Source organism: Rhizobium sp. 01N424, assembly GCF_056399485.1.
Genome location: NZ_JBFTRK010000006.1, coordinates 161203 through 179409, shown reverse-complemented (window position 1 = coordinate 179409; position 18207 = coordinate 161203). Strand labels below are relative to the sequence as shown.

At 61.6% G+C, this 18207-nt stretch carries 17 protein-coding genes; 8 read left to right on the top strand and 9 right to left on the bottom strand.

The genetic code is table 11. From position 1 onward, the window contains the following. The first annotated feature begins 78 nt into the window (after positions 1–78). Entirely contained in the window at positions 79–1278 is a 1200-nt protein-coding gene (locus tag AC1DNK_RS17275) for a multidrug effflux MFS transporter (protein WP_477942353.1), read from the top strand. Positions 1279–1393: 115 nt separating this feature from the next. Further along, the gene (locus AC1DNK_RS17270; protein ID WP_477942350.1) at positions 1394–2692 is read left to right on the top strand and encodes an MFS transporter; all 1299 of its coding nucleotides are present in this window, start codon (positions 1394–1396) and stop codon (positions 2690–2692) included. Here the strand turns inward: AC1DNK_RS17270 and AC1DNK_RS17265 are convergent. The 8 genes from AC1DNK_RS17265 to AC1DNK_RS17230 form a co-directional block, all read right to left on the bottom strand. Continuing rightward, a complete protein-coding gene (locus AC1DNK_RS17265) occupies positions 2682–3719 on the bottom strand; it encodes a substrate-binding domain-containing protein (protein ID WP_112388925.1) in 1038 nt (345 codons plus the stop codon). The genes AC1DNK_RS17270 and AC1DNK_RS17265 overlap by 11 nt on opposite strands. Positions 3720–3802: 83 nt before the next feature. Next, positions 3803–4558, bottom strand: a complete 756-nt coding sequence (locus tag AC1DNK_RS17260; RefSeq protein ID WP_477942348.1) for a phosphodiesterase — start codon at positions 4556–4558, stop codon at positions 3803–3805. Beyond that, positions 4555–5376, bottom strand: a complete 822-nt coding sequence (locus AC1DNK_RS17255; RefSeq protein ID WP_477942347.1) for an inositol monophosphatase family protein — start codon at positions 5374–5376, stop codon at positions 4555–4557. Before AC1DNK_RS17255 ends, AC1DNK_RS17260 begins: the two co-directional genes overlap by 4 nt. Positions 5377–5391: 15 nt before the next feature. Then, entirely contained in the window at positions 5392–6435 is a 1044-nt protein-coding gene (locus tag AC1DNK_RS17250) for a LacI family DNA-binding transcriptional regulator (protein WP_477942345.1), read from the bottom strand. Between the two features lie 9 nt (positions 6436–6444). Then, positions 6445–7293, bottom strand: a complete 849-nt coding sequence (locus AC1DNK_RS17245; protein ID WP_477942343.1) for an ABC transporter permease — start codon at positions 7291–7293, stop codon at positions 6445–6447. Continuing rightward, on the bottom strand, positions 7290–8114 hold the full coding sequence (locus tag AC1DNK_RS17240) for an ABC transporter permease (protein WP_477942341.1): 825 nt from the start codon (positions 8112–8114) through the stop codon (positions 7290–7292). Before AC1DNK_RS17240 ends, AC1DNK_RS17245 begins: the two co-directional genes overlap by 4 nt. A gap of 178 nt (positions 8115–8292) precedes the next feature. Further along, positions 8293–9426, bottom strand: a complete 1134-nt coding sequence (locus AC1DNK_RS17235; protein ID WP_112388930.1) for an ABC transporter substrate-binding protein — start codon at positions 9424–9426, stop codon at positions 8293–8295. A 32-nt stretch (positions 9427–9458) separates the two neighbouring features. Further along, positions 9459–10589, bottom strand: coding sequence for an ABC transporter ATP-binding protein (locus AC1DNK_RS17230; RefSeq protein ID WP_477942515.1), 1131 nt, complete (start codon positions 10587–10589; stop codon positions 9459–9461). Positions 10590–10851: 262 nt separating this feature from the next. Here AC1DNK_RS17230 and AC1DNK_RS17225 point away from each other — a divergent pair, with 262 nt between their 5' ends. From AC1DNK_RS17225 to AC1DNK_RS17200, 6 genes are all read left to right on the top strand, one after another. Continuing rightward, positions 10852–11886: a Gfo/Idh/MocA family protein gene (locus tag AC1DNK_RS17225; protein ID WP_477942339.1), complete on the top strand. Its 1035-nt coding sequence runs from the start codon at positions 10852–10854 to the stop codon at positions 11884–11886. A gap of 11 nt (positions 11887–11897) precedes the next feature. After that, a complete protein-coding gene (locus tag AC1DNK_RS17220; RefSeq protein ID WP_477942338.1) occupies positions 11898–12800 on the top strand; it encodes a sugar phosphate isomerase/epimerase family protein in 903 nt (300 codons plus the stop codon). Positions 12801–12894: 94 nt separating this feature from the next. Further along, positions 12895–14154, top strand: a complete 1260-nt coding sequence (locus AC1DNK_RS17215; RefSeq protein WP_477942337.1) for an ABC transporter substrate-binding protein — start codon at positions 12895–12897, stop codon at positions 14152–14154. A 64-nt stretch (positions 14155–14218) separates the two neighbouring features. After that, positions 14219–15127: a carbohydrate ABC transporter permease gene (locus AC1DNK_RS17210; RefSeq protein ID WP_477942336.1), complete on the top strand. Its 909-nt coding sequence runs from the start codon at positions 14219–14221 to the stop codon at positions 15125–15127. Further along, complete coding sequence (locus tag AC1DNK_RS17205) at positions 15124–16011, top strand: carbohydrate ABC transporter permease (protein WP_477831177.1); 888 nt, start codon at positions 15124–15126, stop codon at positions 16009–16011. The genes AC1DNK_RS17210 and AC1DNK_RS17205 overlap by 4 nt, the downstream gene beginning before the upstream one ends. Before the next feature lie 46 nt (positions 16012–16057). Next, on the top strand, positions 16058–17134 hold the full coding sequence (locus AC1DNK_RS17200) for an ABC transporter ATP-binding protein (RefSeq protein ID WP_477942335.1): 1077 nt from the start codon (positions 16058–16060) through the stop codon (positions 17132–17134). Between the two features lie 15 nt (positions 17135–17149). Here the strand turns inward: AC1DNK_RS17200 and AC1DNK_RS17195 are convergent, their stop codons facing one another. Continuing rightward, positions 17150–18181, bottom strand: a complete 1032-nt coding sequence (locus tag AC1DNK_RS17195; RefSeq protein WP_477942333.1) for an aldo/keto reductase — start codon at positions 18179–18181, stop codon at positions 17150–17152. Positions 18182–18207: the final 26 nt, after the last annotated feature.

Sequence of the window (18207 nt, the reverse complement as noted above, 5' to 3'; positions counted from 1 at the left end):
AAATTCAACCCCTTCGAAAGCAAAGCGGTGGTGTGAATTTCCGCCTCGTCCGCTGCGTTTTTATGAAAGATCACCGCCATGAACGCTCCATTCTTTCGCACTGCGCTCATTCTCGGCCTGCTGTCGGCCATCGGCCCGTTTGCCATCGACATGTATCTACCGGCTCTGCCGTCCATCGGGGCGGACCTTCACTCCGATAACAGCGTGACACAGCTGAGCCTGCTTGCCTTCTTCATCTCATTTGCGCTGGCACAGCTTCTCTATGGGCCGCTGTCCGACATGTGGGGCAGAAAGCTGCCGCTCTATATCGGTATCAGCATCTTCGTCGTCGCCAGTGTCGGCTGCGCGCTGGCACAGAATATCGAAACGCTGATCGCCTTCCGCTTTATCCAGGGCATCGGTGGTGCTGCCGGCATGGTCATCCCGCGTGCAGTCGTCCGCGACATGCATACCGGCGTCCAGGCCGCGCGGCTGATGTCGCTGCTGATGCTGGTCTTCTCGATCTCGCCGATCCTTGCGCCGCTGACCGGCAGCGCCGTCATCGCCTTCTACGGCTGGCGGGGCGTGTTCTGGGCCGTCACCATTGCGGCTTTCATCGGTATCCTTCTGCTGGCAACGCAGCTCGACGAGACGCGGCCTGCCCACCAGCGCAAGGAAAGCAGCATCGCCGGCGCCATGCGCGCCTACGGCATGCTTCTGCGCGACCGCAACTTCATGACGCTGACTTTCATCGGCGGTCTGGGTATCTCGAGCTTCCTCGTCTATCTCGCCAATTCGCCCTTCGTGCTCATCGAGCATTACGGGCTGACGCCGACGCAATACAGCTTCGCCTTCTCGATCAATGCGGTGTCGTTCTTCGCCGTGTCACAGGCAACCGGCTGGCTTGGTGAGAAGTTCGGCCTTGTCCGCGTCATGCGCATCGCCGTCACCTCCTACGCGCTTGTGATGATCGCCATGGTCGCCGTGATGGCCGCCGGCCTCGACCAGCTTCCTGTCATGGCGGTGTTCCTGTTCGCCGGATACGGCTTCCTCGGCCTCGTCATTCCGACCAGCGCCGTCCTGGCGCTGGAGGATCACGGCGAGATCGCCGGCACCGCGTCGTCACTGATGGGCACGCTGCATTTCGTCATCTCAGCGGTCGCCATGGTCTTCTCAAGCCTCGTTGCCGATGGCACCGCCCTGCCGATGGCCAGCGGTATCGCCATCTGTGCTTTCCTGGCTTTTGCCGTGACGCAGGCAACCATCGGCCGCCGTGCCGCGGTCGCGGCCGCCGAATGAACCATTGCCGCGCCGCTCCGGCGGCGCGGCAGCACCGATATGTGCAACGTTCGATTGATAATCCCAGGCCGGGCCATAAGTACCTGCTGAGCAATATCATTTCGGAGAAGCAAGCATGGTCAGCGAACGGGAATTGATCTCCAAGATCACCTGGCGCCTGATGCCGTTCCTCGGCATCCTTTATCTCATCGCCTATATCGACCGGCAGAATGTCAGTTTCGCCAAGCTGCAGATGGTCGGTGATCTCGGCATGAGCGAATATGCCTATGGCCTCGGCGCCTCGCTGTTCTTCATCGGCTATTTCCTGTTCGAAGTTCCCAGTAACCTGTTTCTCAACAAGCTCGGCGCCCGCATCTGGTTCGCGCGTATTCTCGTTTCCTGGGGCATCGTCACCATCGCGCTCGCCTATACGCAGAACGCGACGATGTTCTACATCCTGCGCTTCCTGCTCGGCGTCTGCGAGGCAGGCTTTTTCCCGGGCGTGCTCTATCTGCTGACGCTCTGGTTCCCAGCGGATTATCGCGGCCGCATGGTCGGGCTGTTCATGATCTTCAGTGCGCTGGCAAACGCCGTCGGCGCGCCGCTCGGCGGCATGCTGCTCGATCTCGATGGCCTCTATGGCTACGCCGGCTGGGAATGGGTTTTCCTGGCGACGGGTGTTCCGGCCGTCATCGCGGGTATCGTCACCTTCTTCTACCTGCCGGGTAACCCGCAGACCGCGACGTTCCTGAGCAGCGACGAAAAGAGCTGGCTGCAGAACCGGCTCGACAGCGAAAATGCCGGCATGGACAAGAATGCCGAGAACGGCTTCAAGGCGCTGATCGATCCGCGCGTGCTGTTGATGTCGCTTTGCTACGTGGCGTTTCCGCTGGCCGCCTATGGTCTCAGCTACTGGCTGCCGACCATCGTCCACGGCTTTGGGGTCACCAACACGGTCAACGGTTTCATCAACGTCATCCCGTGGATTCTTGTTGCCGTCGCGCTCTATGCCGTGCCTGCGATGGCCGACAAGGCGCCGTCGAAAACGCCCTATATCGTCATCCCGGCCTTTATCGGTGCGGCCTGCCTGCTGCTCTCGGCGCTGATCCCCAACAACACGCTGCAATTCGCCTTCCTCTGCGTTGCCGCAGCCGGCATCTTTGCGCCGCAGCCGGTATTCTGGAGCCTGCCGTCCCGCTTCCTGAAAGGGGCGGGAGCCGCAGCCGGCCTCGCCGCGATTAACTCGGTCGGCAATCTCGGCGGCTTCGTGGCCCAGAACGTCGTGCCCTGGATCAAGGACAGCACGGGCAGCACGATCGCACCGATGATTTTCCTCGCGATCTGCCTGGCGGCAGGCGGTCTGCTCGTCTTCCTCGTGACGCAGCTGATCGCCCGCAAGGACCACGAGAATACGCAGGCTACAGTCAGGACGTGAGCGAGAACGCGTCACTTTCGCCGGGCACCAGCTCTAGTGGCCAGATCGTGTTGCGGGCTCCCTCCGGATAGGATTCCGCATAGGCCGGCATGGTCGCAAGCAGGGTCTCGGCGAGTTCGACGCCGAGATCGCGTAGCGACATGCGGAAGCAGGTCAGCGACGGCTGCAGGAACCGTCCGCGCGGCTCTTCGCGGAAGCCGATGATGGCGAGGTTGCGGCCGGGAATCACACCCGCTTCGACCAGCCGGCGATAGAGCCCGAATGCCATCAGCTCATAGATCAGGATGATGGCTGTCGGTTTGCTGTCGAGCAGCAAGAGCTCATGGCCCGCCTGATAGCCGCCCTGTTCGCTCGATTTCACCCGGATGACGAGATTGGGATCGTATTTGATGCCATGCCGCTCCAGCGCCCGCCGGTAGGAATCGACGAAGATGTAGCCAAGGTTGATGTCGTTCGACGGTGCGGCGATAGCGATCTTGCGGTGACCCTTGGCAACCAGCCGGTCGACGGCCGACGTCGCGACGCCCTCGAAATCAAGGTCGATCCACGGGTAGTTGCCGCCCGACGAGCTGCGGCCGAGGCTGACAAAGGGGATCTTGGCCTTGACCAGCAAATCGATGCGCTTGTCGATCCGCTGTGTTGCCGAGATGATCATGGCATCGACGACGCGGCGCGCCACCATGCGCTTCAGATATTCGTAGGGGTCTTCGTCATTGGGGCAGGGCAGCATGACGAGGTCGAGCTTGTGCCGTGCCAGGACGCTCTGCAGGCCGCCGGTGACGCCGAGGAAGAAGTCGTCGCTGTTTTCGACGGTCTCCTTGCTGGATTCGATCATCAGGCCGATGGCGTTGGTCGTTCCCTGACGCAGGCTGCGGCCGGATTGATTGGCGACATAGCCAAGCTCCTCGGCGGCGGCGAGAACGCGCTTGCGGGTTTCCTCGTTCACATCGGGCTTGCCGTTCAGCGCGCGCGAAACTGTTCCGATCGAAATGTCGAGATGCTTTGCAAGTTGTCGGATCCCTTTCATATCAGGCGATCTTCCTCCTCGATCAAAGCCCGTAGAACCCTCTTCTTGCCACAGGAAAACGTTTCCGGAAAGCGTTACCGCCGTCAATCGGCGAATTGGTGGATATGAATAATGAGCGAATCCGGGTCGGCGAGGATGATCGAATAGACCGGTGGCTCGAAGCAGTTCGTCGTCTTCGGTGAAACGAAGTCGAGCGCTGTCTGGTGGTTGGTACTGCGCACGATGGTGAAAGGGATGCCCTGCCAGTTGCCGGTGATCAACCGGTGCAGGTGGCCGGCGAAGATGTGGCGCACATTGCCATGGCTTTTCAGGAGGTCGAAGAGCGGCTCCGGTTCGGCAAGCCCGAAGAGGTCGAGGGCAGGCAGATGCACCTTGGCCGGCGGATGGTGCATGAAGAGATAGACCGGCCGGTCACGGGCTTCGTCGAGCTTGTCCTTGAGCCAGGCCAGTCTGGCGGCGCAGAGCCTGCCGGTCACCTTGCCGTCGTCGAGCGTATCGAGCGTGATCACCCGGCCCTCCGGCAGATCGATCGCTGCCTGGGCAAAGCCGTTTTCAGCCATCTGATCCGGGAGCGCTGCGGCAAAATTCTCGCGGATATCGTGATTGCCGAGCATCAGCCGGATGGTCAGCGGCGAGCGCTGAACGCGGGACTTCAGGATCTCGTAGGTGTCGGTGCCACCGGTCTCCGAAAGATCGCCCGATACGACGACGAGCGAAGCGTCCGGGTGAAACTGTTCGACGTCGGAAAGACACGCATCCATGCGGGCGGCGGGATCGAGGCCAAGCAGCGTTTCACCGGCGGACACCAGATGGAAATCGGAAATGTGGATGAGCTTCATGCGGCAGCCTCGGCATTTGCAAGCGAATGAGTGATAAGCGAAAGCAGTTCGTCGCGCATCTGCGGCGCTGCGGCGATGACCGGGCCGCCGGTCAGCAGCGTTCCGCCTTCACCCGGAAAGTCCGCGGTCCAGCCACCGGCTTCGCGGATCATCAACAGGCCGGCTGCGCAGTCCCAGGCGTTGATATGCGGCTCGTAATAGCCAGCCAGCCGTCCGCTGGCGACCTGCGCCAGCATGAGCGCGCCCGAACCATTGCGGATGAACATGCCGCCCGCTTCCAGAAGCAGTTCGATGAAGGCGGACACCTGCCGGAGCGGAATGCGGAAATTGGCGCCGACGCCGAGCAGGCCGGTCGAGATGCTGGCGGTACCGGTCACCTGCATCGGCCGCCCGTTGAGCTGCGCGCCTGCGCCTTGCTTGGCAACGAAGAGATCGCCTGTCGATGGCTGGCAGATCAGTCCGAGCACCGTCTCGGTGCCCTTCATGACGGCGATCGAGATGCACCACTGGTCCAGGCCGTTGACGAAGCAGCTGGTGCCGTCGATCGGATCGACCACCCAGAGATAGCCCGATGGGCCTTCGCTTAGGCCCTCTTCCTCGCCGAGCACGCCATCATCGGCAAAGGCGGCGGCGATGCGTGTGCGGATCAGCGCTTCGACGGCCTTGTCGGCCTCGCTGACGATATCCTGGCCGTTGAGCTTCTCGCTGCTTTCCAGCGAAGCCAGGTCGGCAAAATAGGCGAGCGCCTTTGCCGCGGCTTCAAGGATTACCTCCCGCGCCAGCACGAAGCGCGGATCATCAGGGAATTCGCAGGGCATGGGGATCTTTCTGGGTCAGGGAACGAAGCTGTCGCGGACGATCAGCTCCGGAATGACCCGCTCATAGGCGGGGGGGAGGTCGGGATTGGCCAGCCGCTTTTCCACGAGCTCGACAGCGCGCTGCGCCATGACGACAGGGTCTTGGCGGAAGGTCGTCAGCCGGTAGCTCAGCCAGGCCGCTTCGGGAACATCGTCGAAGCCGATGACGGCGACGTCTTCGGGGATGCGCAGGCCGAGCGTGGTGCGCACATAGTCCATCAGCCCGAAGGCGATCTGGTCGTTGGCGCAGTAGACGGCGTTGGGATGGTCGTCCGGACGTGCGAAAAGCTGCCTGGCGGCGGCGATGCCGCTGTCATAGTCGGAATCCTTACCGCGGCCGATGGTGACGGTTGCCCCCAGCGCTTCGGCGGCGGTTCTGAAGGCGTTCTCGCGTTCGGCGATGCTGGAGGTCGCCGAGAAGGATGCGGCGACGGCAAGCTTCCGCCGGCCCTTTTCGAAAAAGGCGTTGGCCGCTTTGCGCGAGGCTTCGGAGTTGCCGGCGCGCACGTGGTCGGCATCCGGCTCGGAGCGGCCGATCACCACCAGCGGCTGGCCATTACGATGCGCCAGCTCGACGAAATTGGCCGGCGGCGAGCCGGAGAGGATGATCGTTGCCTCGGCGCGGTGGCCGATCAGCATCTTCTGGGCGGCCAGCATTTCCTCTTCGGTCTGACCGGTGTTGATCAGGATCGGAATGCTGCCGCGCTGGATCAGCGCCTTCGACAAGGCCGCCGCGAGGTGGGCCCGGAAGCCGACTTCTGGCCGTGTCGCAACGATGCCGACAAGCCGGCTCTGGTTGGCAAGCACGCCGCGCGCCAGATCGTTGACCTGATAACCGAGCTCGTCGGCTGCCTTCAGCACCTTCTCGCGCGTCAGCGGTGCGACGCTGGCGCCTGGCGTGAAGGTGCGCGAAACCGCCGATCGCGAAACGCCGGCAAGCTGCGCCACCTGCTCGGCGCTGACGAAGCGCATCCGCTCCTTGCGCTGGTTCTTGGCGTCGTTGATCGGGCCGTCATTCATGACAATCTCTCAATGCCCCACGCGTGAAAGGACGTCTGCCTTCAGGAATCGCTCGACGATAAACATAAAGACCAAGGAAGGAATGAGCAGCAAGAGGGCAGTGATCGAGGCGATCTGATAATTACCGCCGGAACCTGCAGTATACAGCAGAAGCGGCAGCATGTTCACATCCGGTGCGCCGACGAAATAGCTTCCGGTAAATTCATCGAGACTTTCAAGGAAAACGAAGATGGCGCTCGCCATCAGGCCGGGTGCGGCCAGCGGCAAGGTGATATCCATGAAAGCCCTGATGGCACTGGCGCCCGCCGAGCGCGCCGCCTGCTCCAGCTCCTCGTCGATCGCCGAAAAGGCCGCCGTGGCAATCCAGACGGCGTAGACCAGACCATGCGACGCATGGACGAGAACGACGCCAAGGATCGTGCCGTTGAGGCGGATTTCGTAGAAGATGCGGGCGACGTTCACATAGACCGTCAGGTTGGGAAAGGCCTGAGGAATCAGGAAGGCCAGCAGGATCAGCGCCCGGAAAGGCAATTTCAGCCGCGCCAGCGCGTAACCGGCAGGGATCGCCAGCAGCAACGAGAAGACGACGGTCAGCACGGCGACGATCAGCGAATTGGTCAGCGATTCCAGCGCGCCGCCGCGCGGCGCGAACACCTTGGCCCAGCTGCTGAAGCCATATTGCAGCGGCAGGCTGTGCGGGAAGTACCATTTCTCGGCGACCGTCCAGAGCAGCAGGTTTGCCAGCGGCCCGAAGATGAAGAAGGCCATCAGGCCGAAGATGATGCCGCGCGGGATCCACCAGAGTGCCGAGAGCGGGCTCGCTTGCGATTGCGAAGGGGAAATCGTGGCGAGGGTCATGCGCGCTCCTTCAGGCTCTGGCGCAGGTAGATCCAGGCGACCGACGAGGCGAGCACCAGCGACACGAGGCCGAGGGCATTGGCGACGCCATAGTCACCATAGGCGTTGACGCGGAAGGCTATGTCGGCGGTCAGCATCGTCGGCGACTGCGCGTTGATCATCAGCGGTACCGAGAGAACGGACATCATGGTGACGAAAGACAGGATCAGGCCGACGGTCAGCGTTACCGACACCTGCGGCACCAGGATTTCGAAGAGCAGGCGCAGGCGCGATGCCCCGAGATTGCGGGCCGCCTCGATCGTGTCGCGATTGACCGAGGCCATGGCGCCGGCAACGAGCAGCGTCACGAACGGCGTCTGTTTCCAGACGAAGGCAATGACGATGCCGCGCCAGTCGAGATAGCTTTGGGCGTCGATCGGCGTCAGCAGCCCCAGGCTGATCAGCGTGCTGTTCATCAGGCCGCTTTTGGCGAGGAACGTGCGCAGGATCTGGCCGACGACGATGAAGGGAATGAACATCGGCCAGCGATAGAGCCAGCGCAGGATGGCAACGGCGACTGGATGCTCGCCGAGCGTGAGATAGCAGCCGATGGCGATCGAGGCGAGGCCGATCAGGATGGTCGAGATGGTGATGATCACCACCGAAAAGATGATGTCCTTGGTGTAGAGATCGAAGGTCTTGTAGAAATTGTCCCAGCCGAACCCGCCGCCTTCGATCCTGAAGGCGCCAACCGCCGACATGATCAGCGGCAGGATGAAGAGAAAGGCAATCACCGCAAGTGCCGGAAGCACGAGCAAGAGACCGAGCAGGCGTCTGGACATCGTTTGACCTCGCTTCTTGTTCCCTTCTCCCCTCGGGGAGAAGGTGGCCCGGAGGGCCGGATGAGGGGGCGATCTGGGTGGGGAGCGGCCTTGCTTGCGCCGGCCGTTCGCTCCTTTGTCGCTCACCCCCTCATCTGTCCTTCGGACATCTTCTCCCCGCTGGGGAGAAGACAGTGCGTTACTTCACAGACTGCTCGTAGGCTTCGAGGATCGCGGTGTTGTAAGGCGCGATCGGGAAGGGCTTGCCTTTGGTGGCAAGGTCTTCAGGCGTGATGTCGACGAACAGCTTGTTCCAGGTGGCGTCGTCGAGCTTCGGCTTGACGAACTGGGCGTCGATACCCGGATACCAGTTGAACTTCTTCACGATGCCGTCGGCCTGAACTTCAGGGCTGGTGGCGAGCGCGATGAACTTCTCGGCGAGGTCCTTATGCGATGCCTTGGCCGGAACGACATAGTGCATCGGCTGGCCCGGCATGCCCGGAGCCGGCAGAACCAGCTTCAGTTCCGGCGGCAGCTGGCCATTGGCCTGCCAGGAGTAGAACATGTCGACCCAGACTGGGCCCATGGCGATCTCACCGCGCGACAGCAGGTCGAGCGTGCCGGCGTTGCCAGGCGTCAGCGTTGCGTTCTTGGTGAAGTCGGCGAGGCTCTTGAAGGCATCGCCCCACTTGGTGGTCTCGTCCTGCTTGAACGGGCCGGTCATCAGGTTGGCAGCATCTCCGCCGCCGAAGGCGTAGATCCAGCCCATGACGAAGCTGACGCCCGAAGCGCCGCCCTTGATGCCGTTATAGCCGAACTGCTTCGGATGTTCCTTGGCCCAGGCTGCGAGCTCGGTGTAGCTCTTCGGAGGGTTCGGAACGAGAGCCGGGTTGTAGGCGATCGCCGTCTGGCTGTTGAACATCGGCATGACATAGCCGTCGACGTCGGAACCGAGGGCGTTCTTGGCGTTGTCGCGCGAGACCAGCTTGCCGGTGTCGATCGCGCCGCGATACTTTTCGAGATAGCCCTTCTGGACCATCGGGCCAGCGAACTTCTCGTGGACGACGGCAACGTCGATATCCCAGTTTGCCGTGTTGGCAGCCTGCTGGGCGTCGAAGCGCTCAAGGATCTTCTGCGAACCGGCGTCGCCGGGACCGGTGCCGACGGCGCGAACCGTGTTGCCCGGATAGGCCTTTTCAAAAAGCGGTCCGAGATACTGGTTGATGTAATCGACCATGTTCTGGTCGCCAGCGGTCGCAACGGTCAGTTCTTCGGCCTTCAGCGGGAAGGCGGCGAGAGCGACGGCGAAAGCTGCATAGGTCAGTCTCTTCATGAGTATGTCTCCATGGGTTCAAAAAGATAAAGTCATGCGTGAGCTTTCCCGGCCGCGGACCGGGAAATGGCAATGGCCGGGTTGGACTCCGGCGAATTGAAAAGAAACAGCGCGTCCGGTCCGATATGGACCTGCACGCGGTCACCGGGCTCGAAGGCGCGTGGCGCATCGGCCATGATGTCGCGCTCGCCGAGCCTGACGGAATGGCGCCAATGGCCGCCCGGATAGCTGACGGCGGTCACCTCGCCCTCGAAGGTCATGCCGGGTGCCGCGATCGGCGTGTCCATCGGCAGCAGCTGGGCGGCTTCCGGCCGGAACCGCGCCTCGATGGCGCCGGCCGCAAGCTTGCGGCCGAGCAGCGGCACGCTGCCTGCGGCATTGGCAGGACCTGCGGCGATGTGGAAACTGTCGCCCTGCGGCACGCCTTCCAGCGGCAGCACGTTCTCGGCGCCCATGAAGGCAGCTACGAAGGCGGATGCCGGGCGGTTGTAGACATCCTCGGGCGTTCCCTGCTGGGCGATCTCTCCGGCATTGAGGATGACGATGCGATCGGCCATCACCATGGCCTCCTCGCGATCGTGGGTGACGTGGACGGCGGTGATGCCGAGACGCTTCTGCAGCGCGCGAAGCTCGTGGCGGACCGTGAGGCGAATGCGGGCGTCGAGATTGGAAAGCGGCTCATCGAGCAGCAGGATCTCAGGGTCGATGGCCAATGCGCGGCCAAGGGCGACACGCTGGCGCTGGCCGCCCGACAGTGCGGCCGGCTTGCGCGCGCCAAGCCCGTCGAGGCCGAGCAGGCTCTGCATGGCGGCGACGCGCGTGGCGATTTCCGCCTTCGCAACGCCGCGCAGCTTCAGGCCGTAGCCGATATTCTGCGCCACCGTCATATGCGGCCAGAGAGCGTAGGATTGGAAGACCAGCGCCATGCCGCGCTTGTCCGGCGGCAGATGCGTGACATCGCGATGCCGGACGCTGACGGCGCCCGAGGAGGGAGAGATAAAGCCGGCCAGCACCCGCAGCAGCGTCGTCTTTCCACAGCCGGAAGAGCCGAGAAGGGCCACGAATTCGCCGCGCTGAATGCTGAGGTTGATATCGTTCAGAACCTTTGTGCTGCCATATCTGCAGGCAACAGAACTCAGTTCCAGAAACGCGTCCTGGTTCATCATGTCTCCTCCCATTGCACGGCTGTGCAATCCGATCCGGAGCTTAGTAGAATGTTTGTTTAACAGCCAGATGACACCGCAGATATTTCTGTGCTGCGCTGCGGCGCAAACCAGCCTAAGCGCTGGCTTTCACTGGTGTTTTCCGCAGCATTTTTTCTAATTTATCGGTGCCTTGACAGCGGGAAACCTTTCCGAATAGTATCGTAAACGTTTACGGGATGCGCTTTCGGAGGAGACTGAAAGCGCGCCGCGGGAGGAAATCGTGACATTGAATGCCGTTTTATGCGGGTGCGGAGCCATGTCGAAAGGCTGGCTGCGAGCGATCAAGGACACGCCGGCGCTGGCCGGTGCGATCGCCGTCAAGGGCCTAGTGGATTTGAACCCTGCTGTCGCCGAAGCGCTCGCTGCCGAGTTCGGCTTGAGCGATGCTGTCATCGGCACCGACCTTGGCGATGTGATCAAGCAGGCGAAGGCCGATATCGTCTTCGACGTCGTCATTCCCTCCGCCCGTTTCAATGTGGTCTCCACGGCCCTGAAGGCCGGTTGCCATGTGCTCAGCGAAAAGCCGATGGCGACCTCGCTTGCAGAAGGTGCAGCGCTGATCGATCTCGCTGCCGATACCGGCAAGATCCACGCCATCATCCAGAACCGCCGCTTCATCTCGGGCGTGCGCCGCATGCGCCGCTTCGTCGAGAGCGGAGCGATCGGCGACCTGACCGGCATCCATTGCGACTTCTTCATCGCCCCGCATTTCGGCGGTTTTCGCGAGGAGATGGACAATGTCCTTTTGCTCGACATGGCGATCCATACCTTCGACGCCGCCCGCTATGTGGCGGGCAAGAAGCCGCTGGCCGTCTATTGTGTCGAGAAGAATCCGAAGGGCTCGTGGTACCGTCATGGCGCCTCAGCCAATGCCACATTTGAATTCGCCGATGATGTGATCTTCACCTATCGCGGCTCGTGGTGCGCCGAAGGCGAGCGCACCAGCTGGGAAAGCGAGTGGCGGCTGGTCGGCTCGAAGGGCATGCTGACCTGGGATGGTGCGGAGAACTTCAGCGCAGCCGTTTCGGGCGTGGAGCCCGGCCTGTTGCATGGCTTCAGCGCCGTCGAGGTTCCACAGCCCGAGCATGATGACGAGACGCATGGCCATGCCAGCGTCATCGCCAGTTTCGTCGGGGCCATCCGCTCCGGCAAACGGCCCGAGACCGTCAGTTCCGACAATATCAGAAGTCTTGCCATGGTTTTCGGCGCCATCGAGAGCGCCAGAACCGGCAAGCGCATTGAAATTTCAGCATAGGACATGAGATCGTGAGCAACCCCGCAAAGTCCATCCGCATCGGCACCATGATCAGCGCTTCCAAGGGCGGCGCTGACAAGCGCATCGGCCAGATCGCCGATATGGGTTTCGAAAGTTTTGAGCCGTTCTTCTGGCAGACGACCAACGGCCAGGATCTCGCCGAGCTCGGCAAGCGCTCGCTGGATGCGATCGGCGACCGCGACATCACCATCTCGACTCTCGGCATGTTCGGCAACCCGCTCGAAGAGACCGATATCGACCTGCAGACGCTGCAGGGCTGGAAGGATTGCATCGACAATGCCCATCATTTCGGCGCCACCTGCGTTGCCGGCTTCACGGGCCGTCTCCGCGGCAAGGTGCTGACCGACAGCCTGCCGCGCTACAAGCAGGTCTTCGGTGATCTCGCAAAGCGGGCAGCCGACAAGGGCGTCAAGATCGCCTTCGAAAACTGCGCAATGGACGGCAACTGGGCGACCGGCGACTGGAACATCGCTCATAATCCGGATGCCTGGGAACTGATCTTCAACGAGACACCCGATGACAATATCGGCCTCGAATGGGAACCCTGCCATCAGATGGTTTATCTGATCGAGCCGCTGCCGCAGATCCGCAAATGGGCCTCGAAGATCTTCCACGTTCACGGCAAGGACGCGACGATCCGCTGGGATGTGATCAAGGAGCACGGCATTTTCGGCAAGGAGAAGTTCGTCTTTATGCGCACGCCGGGCTTCGGCGACAGCAACTGGACCGATATCATCTCCGAACTGCGCCTCGCCGGATGGTCCGGTTCGATCGATATCGAAGGCTGGCATGACCCTGTTTACCGCGACGCGCTGGAGATGACCGGTCAGGTCCATGCGCTGAACCACCTAAAGCATGCCCGGGGCGGCGATTTTGTTGCCGATCCGGTTTGACTGACCTATCGTGCGGCGTGCGCCGGCGGAGGAGGCCAGGCGTGCAACGCGATCATTTAAGCTTTCGCGGCATGGCCGCTTTTGGGAGGAAAGTATGAAAGCGATATCAAAACTGGCGTTGGCGCTCGGCGTTTCGATGCTGCTGTCCGGCACCGTTCATGCCGAGGACAAGACCTTCAAGATCTGGTGGTATGAAGACGCGGCAAGTGCCGCCGGTATCACCTGGAAGAAGGCACTTGAAACCTTCCAGGAGAAGCATCCCGACGTCAAAGTTCAGTTCGAGCTGAAGACCTTCGACCAGATCACCAAATCCGGCACCATGATCCTGAACTCGGCCGAAGCGCCGGATCTGATGGAATACAACAAGGGCAATGCCGTTGCCGGTCTCGCCGCCTCGCAGGGCCTGCTGACCGATCTCGGCGACGTTGCAAAGCAGCGCGGCTGGGACAAGGTTCTCTCCGATGCCAGCAACCAGCTGAGCCGCTACGACGAGAAGGGAATCTACGGCAACGGTCCGCTGATCGGCGTCGCCAATTACGGCGAATTCGTCTCGGTGTTCTACAACGAGAACATGTTCAAGGAAGCCGGCGTCGAGGTTCCCAAGACCCTCGAAGAGATGGAAAAGGTGATGGACGTCTTCGTCAAGAAGGGCGTCACGCCGATCGCAGAGGCTGCCAACGATTACCCGGCCCAGCATCTGATGTATCTCTTCGCGCTGTCGAAGGCCGATCCGAAGTGGGTCAACGACTTCCAGGCGATCCGCACGCCGCTCGATACCGCCCCCTTCGTCTATGCCGGCCAGAAGCTGCAGGAGTGGGTGAAGAAGGGCTATATCTCCAAGGATTCGACTGGCCTCAAGGCGCCTGACATGGCGAACCTGTTCGAAACCGGCAAGTCGCCGATGGTGGTGACCGGTACCTGGTACGGTGCCCAGTTCGGCGCCATCAAGAACTTCAAAGCCAGCCAGTTCCTGTTCCCGGGCAATGTCATTTCGCCCGCTTCGACCGGCAATATCTGGGTCGTGCCGAAGAATGCCAAGAACAAGGACCTCGCATACGACTTCATCGACATCACGCTGTCGAAGGATAACCAGGCGCTGTTCGGCAATTCCGGCGGCCTGCCCATCGCCGCCGATCCGGCCATGGTCACCGATCCGGTCGGCAAGATCGAGGTTGAGCTCTTCAACAAGCTCGTCGCCCAGAATGGCCTCGGCTTCTATCCGGACTGGCCGGTTCCCGGCTACTACGACGTCATGCTGAAGGCCACTCAGGCTGTCATCGGCGGCTCGGTCACGCCCGAGGAATTCGCCGAACGCCTGAAGGAACCCTACGACGAAGTGCAGGGCGACCAGTAAGTCATCCTGACCGGCAGGGCGCCACGGCGCCCTGCTTCCCCTCTCAAATGAAGCCGGAGGAAATATGTCGGGCGCATCCGCGGACGCACAGCCGGGCAGGGTCTATTGGTTTTACCTGATACCCGGAATGCTTGGTTTCGTGACCATCATTCTCATCCCGTTCGTCATGAACCTGGCAATCAGCTTCACGACGTGGAAGGGCATCGGCATTCCGAAATTCGCCGGTCTGCGCAACTACGAACGGCTGCTGACGGACGATACGTTCTGGCATTCGCTGGTCAACACCGCCGCCTTCGTCTTCGCCATGGCGATCATCCCGACCGCGATCGGCGTTCTTCTTGCCGCGCTTCTGTTCGACTACATCAGTTCGCGCTTTTCCAACGCGCTTGCCAGCTTCTTCCGGGCCGGCTTTTATCTGCCGCAGATCCTGCCGGTCTCGGCCGCCGGCATCCTCTGGGGCTGGATGCTGAACCCGTTCGGCATCATCAACGCCATCCTCGATGCAACCGGTATGGGCAGCCTCAAGCAGAACTGGCTCGGTGAGCCGCAGCTGGCGCTCTGGGCGATCATGGTCGTTATGGTATGGCTGCAGCTCGGCTATTGCCTCGTCGTCTTCATGTCCGGCCTTGCCCGCGTCGATCCCTCGCTGCAGGAGGCGGCAGAGCTCGATGGTGCCGCCTGGCTGCAACGCTTCTGGACGATCACCGTGCCTCTCCTGAAACCCGAGATCTTCGTCGTCGGCCTGACCACGACCATCGCTGCGCTCAAGGTCTTCGCGCCGATCTTCGTGCTGACTTCTGGCGGACCCGACAACGCAACAATGGTGCCGTCGCAGATGTCCTACCACGAATTCTTCGCCACCAACCGCGTTGGATATGGTGCGGCGATCACCACGGCGCAGATGCTGATGACCCTCGTCATCTGCTTCATTTTCATCCGCATCCAGTCGCGTCACACGGAGAACGATCGATGAGCGAAGCAGCGATCTCCCTCGACACGGCCAGCCGGCCGGCGCATGCGGCATCGACCGGCTCGATGTATGGATCATCGCGCTGGTGGGTGCTTGCCGCTATTTCCTTCGCGCTCATCCTCTTCCTGTGCCCCTTCGTGCTGGCGTTCACCAACGCGATCCGGACACCTGAGGACTACGGCACCTACGGGCCACTCGCTATTCCCCGAAGCTTCGACCTGACAGCGCTCAAGACGTTCTGGAACAATGTCGATTTCACGCAAAAGCTGATCAACAGCACGATCATCAGCGCATCGACAGCCGTTATCGCCGTGCTGCTCAGTCTGTTGAATGCCTATGCGTTCGGTATCGGCAAGGTCAAGGGCAGCAAATACATGCTGACGATCCTGCTCGTCGGCATCATGATCCCGCATGAATCGCTGATCTATCCAATCTACTATCTCTCCAAGGCCGTCGGACTGTTCGACACGATCTGGTCGGTGATCATCGTCTTCTCGGTCCTGCAGAGCGCCTTCGGCACCTATCTTCTCTCGTCGGTCATGACCGCATTCCCGCGCGAGATCATCGAGGCGGCCGAGATGGATGGCGCGACACCGTGGAAAATTCTCTGGACGATCGTCGTGCCGATGCTGATGCCGACGCTGGCGGTGCTGGCGACCTTCTTCTTCATCTGGACGTGGAATGAGTTCCTGCTGCCGTTGGTGCTGCTGGTCTCGAATGTCAACCAGACGGTTTCCGTATCGATGGGCGTGCTCAACGGCCAGTTTGTACAGACGCCGACGACGACGGCTGCCGCAGCTCTGCTCGGCATTGCGCCGACATTGATCTTCTTCCTGATCTTCCAGCGCACTCTGACGCGCGGCATTGCCGTGGGAGCCGTGAAATGATGCTCGTGAACAATCCGCTCTCCGTTCCAATCACAGGTCGCCTCGCATGAATCAGGACATCCAGATCGAACTCTCCGGAATCGAGAAGCACTACGGCGCCTACCACGCCCTCAAGAATATCAATTTGACGATCCCGAAGGGGCAGTTCGTGGCGCTGGTCGGGCCATCCGGCTGCGGAAAATCGACGCTCTTGCGATCGCTCGCGGGCCTCGAACGGATCACTGGCGGCACGATGAAGATCGCCGGCGACGTGATGAACGATGTGCCGCCGCGCATGCGCGACATTGCCATGGTTTTCCAATCCTATGCGCTCTACCCGCATATGACTGTCGAGCAGAATCTCACCTACTCGCTGCGCATGCGCAAGGTTCCGAAGCCGGAAGCAAAGCAGAAGGCTCAGGAGGTCGCGGCAATCGCGGGGCTGACCGGCCTGCTCGATCGCTATCCCCGGCAGCTATCCGGCGGCCAGCGCCAGCGCGTCGCCATGGGTCGCGCCATTATCCGCAATCCCAAGGCCTTCCTGTTCGATGAACCCTTGTCCAATCTCGATGCCGCGCTGCGTGTTTCGATGCGCAAGGAGATCCGCGCATTGCACGACCGGCTGCATGCGACGTCGGTCTATGTGACACACGACCAGATCGAAGCCATGACCATGGCCGACCATGTCGTCGTCATGCGTGACGGGATCATCGAACAGCAGGGCAAGCCGCTCGATCTCTACGATAAGCCGGCCAACAAGTTCGTTGGCGGTTTCATTGGCTCACCGGCGATGAACTTCATCCCGGCAATCGCCGGCGAAGATGGACGCAGCCTGGTTCTCGATTTCGGAACGGTGAAGCAAACCATCGCTTCCAACCATCAGCTGCAGCCGGGCGCCAGGGTGACGGCGGGGCTGCGGCCTGAACATCTCGGCATCACCGGGCAGGGGCAGGGGACCTTCGATGTGCCTGTCGCTTTTGTGGAATCGACGGGCTCATCGACCTTCGTCGCTACGGCAACCACGCCCGAAATGACGATCGTCCAGACCGGCCGCAGTGGCTCGCACGCGGGCGAGACGATCGGCGTGACCGTCGATCCCGCCCATCTTCATCTCTTCGACGAAACGAGCGGCGTCAGGATCTGACGCCGCCTTCGATTGTCAGCGTCCGCCTTCCAGCTTACGATGACGTTGGTTGGTGCCGTTGACGCCGTAGGGATATTGTCCGGGCGTCGGGGCGCTGATGTCGGTCAGCCGCTGCGTTTCTTCATCCGACAGCGTCAGCTCGGCGGCGCCGAGATTGTCGGCCAGCTGTTCGGTGGTGCGGGCGCCGAGAATGACCGAGGTAACTGCCGGGCGAGCCGCGACCCAGGCAAGTGCCACCTGCGCCATGCTGATGCCGCGTGCCCGGGCGATTTCCTCGACCGTGCTGATGATATTCCAGGTGCGTTCCTGCGCGTTGCGGGCCTCATAGGCCTCGCCGCCGCGCTTCGGATTCTCGCCGAGGCGCGTTGCACCCGTCGGCATCTGGTCACGTTTGTACTTGCCGGTCAGCCAGCCGCCGCCGAGCGGCGACCAGGGAAGCAGGCCCATGCCGGCGTCCTGGCAGGCCGCGACGATCTCGAGTTCTATATCGCGCATCAGCAGATTATATTGCGGCTGCAGCGTCACCGGGCGGGTATAGCCCTGTGCCTTGGCGATTTCCGAGGCTTTGGCGATATGCCAGCCGACATAGTTCGAAAAGCCATAATAGCCGATCTTGCCCGACGATACGGCGTCGTCGAGGAAGCGCAATGTCTCCTCGATTGGCGTCAGCGCGTCCCAGGCATGCATCTGATAGAGATCGATATAATCGACGCCGAGACGCTTCAGCGATGCGTTCAGCGCGTCGTGAAGGTGGCGCCGCGACAGACCGATATCGTTGGGCCCGTCGCCCATTGGGAAGCGGCCCTTGGTGGCGATCACGGCTTGGTTGGCCTCCGCCGGGCGGGCCTTCAGCCAGCGGCCGATGATCTCTTCGGAAACGCCGGCACTGTAAACATCTGCGGTATCGATAAAGTTGCCGCCCCAGGCGAAATAGTCGTCGAGCAGCTTGTGCGAGGTCGCCTCATCCGACTCTGCGCCAAATGTCATGGTCCCCAGGCAATAGGCGGTCACGATTGTGCCGCTCGGACCAAGCTTGCGATAATCCATTGAAAATCCTCCATTTCAAAAGACAA

What these genes read in the sequence shown, in the direction of transcription:
- AC1DNK_RS17265 (WP_112388925.1), bottom strand. Translation starts at nt 3,719, where the DNA reads ATGAAAGGGATCCGACAACTTGCAAAGCATCTCGACATTTCGATCGGA.
- AC1DNK_RS17210 (WP_477942336.1), top strand. Translation starts at nt 14,219, where the DNA reads ATGTCGGGCGCATCCGCGGACGCACAGCCGGGCAGGGTCTATTGGTTT.
- AC1DNK_RS17240 (WP_477942341.1), bottom strand. Translation starts at nt 8,114, where the DNA reads ATGTCCAGACGCCTGCTCGGTCTCTTGCTCGTGCTTCCGGCACTTGCG.
- AC1DNK_RS17245 (WP_477942343.1), bottom strand. Translation starts at nt 7,293, where the DNA reads ATGACCCTCGCCACGATTTCCCCTTCGCAATCGCAAGCGAGCCCGCTC.
- AC1DNK_RS17215 (WP_477942337.1), top strand. Translation starts at nt 12,895, where the DNA reads ATGAAAGCGATATCAAAACTGGCGTTGGCGCTCGGCGTTTCGATGCTG.
- AC1DNK_RS17230 (WP_477942515.1), bottom strand. Translation starts at nt 10,589, where the DNA reads ATGAACCAGGACGCGTTTCTGGAACTGAGTTCTGTTGCCTGCAGATAT.
- AC1DNK_RS17250 (WP_477942345.1), bottom strand. Translation starts at nt 6,435, where the DNA reads ATGAATGACGGCCCGATCAACGACGCCAAGAACCAGCGCAAGGAGCGG.
- AC1DNK_RS17200 (WP_477942335.1), top strand. Translation starts at nt 16,058, where the DNA reads ATGAATCAGGACATCCAGATCGAACTCTCCGGAATCGAGAAGCACTAC.
- AC1DNK_RS17275 (WP_477942353.1), top strand. Translation starts at nt 79, where the DNA reads ATGAACGCTCCATTCTTTCGCACTGCGCTCATTCTCGGCCTGCTGTCG.
- AC1DNK_RS17270 (WP_477942350.1), top strand. Translation starts at nt 1,394, where the DNA reads ATGGTCAGCGAACGGGAATTGATCTCCAAGATCACCTGGCGCCTGATG.
- AC1DNK_RS17260 (WP_477942348.1), bottom strand. Translation starts at nt 4,558, where the DNA reads ATGAAGCTCATCCACATTTCCGATTTCCATCTGGTGTCCGCCGGTGAA.
- AC1DNK_RS17235 (WP_112388930.1), bottom strand. Translation starts at nt 9,426, where the DNA reads ATGAAGAGACTGACCTATGCAGCTTTCGCCGTCGCTCTCGCCGCCTTC.
- AC1DNK_RS17255 (WP_477942347.1), bottom strand. Translation starts at nt 5,376, where the DNA reads ATGCCCTGCGAATTCCCTGATGATCCGCGCTTCGTGCTGGCGCGGGAG.
- AC1DNK_RS17195 (WP_477942333.1), bottom strand. Translation starts at nt 18,181, where the DNA reads ATGGATTATCGCAAGCTTGGTCCGAGCGGCACAATCGTGACCGCCTAT.
- AC1DNK_RS17205 (WP_477831177.1), top strand. Translation starts at nt 15,124, where the DNA reads ATGAGCGAAGCAGCGATCTCCCTCGACACGGCCAGCCGGCCGGCGCAT.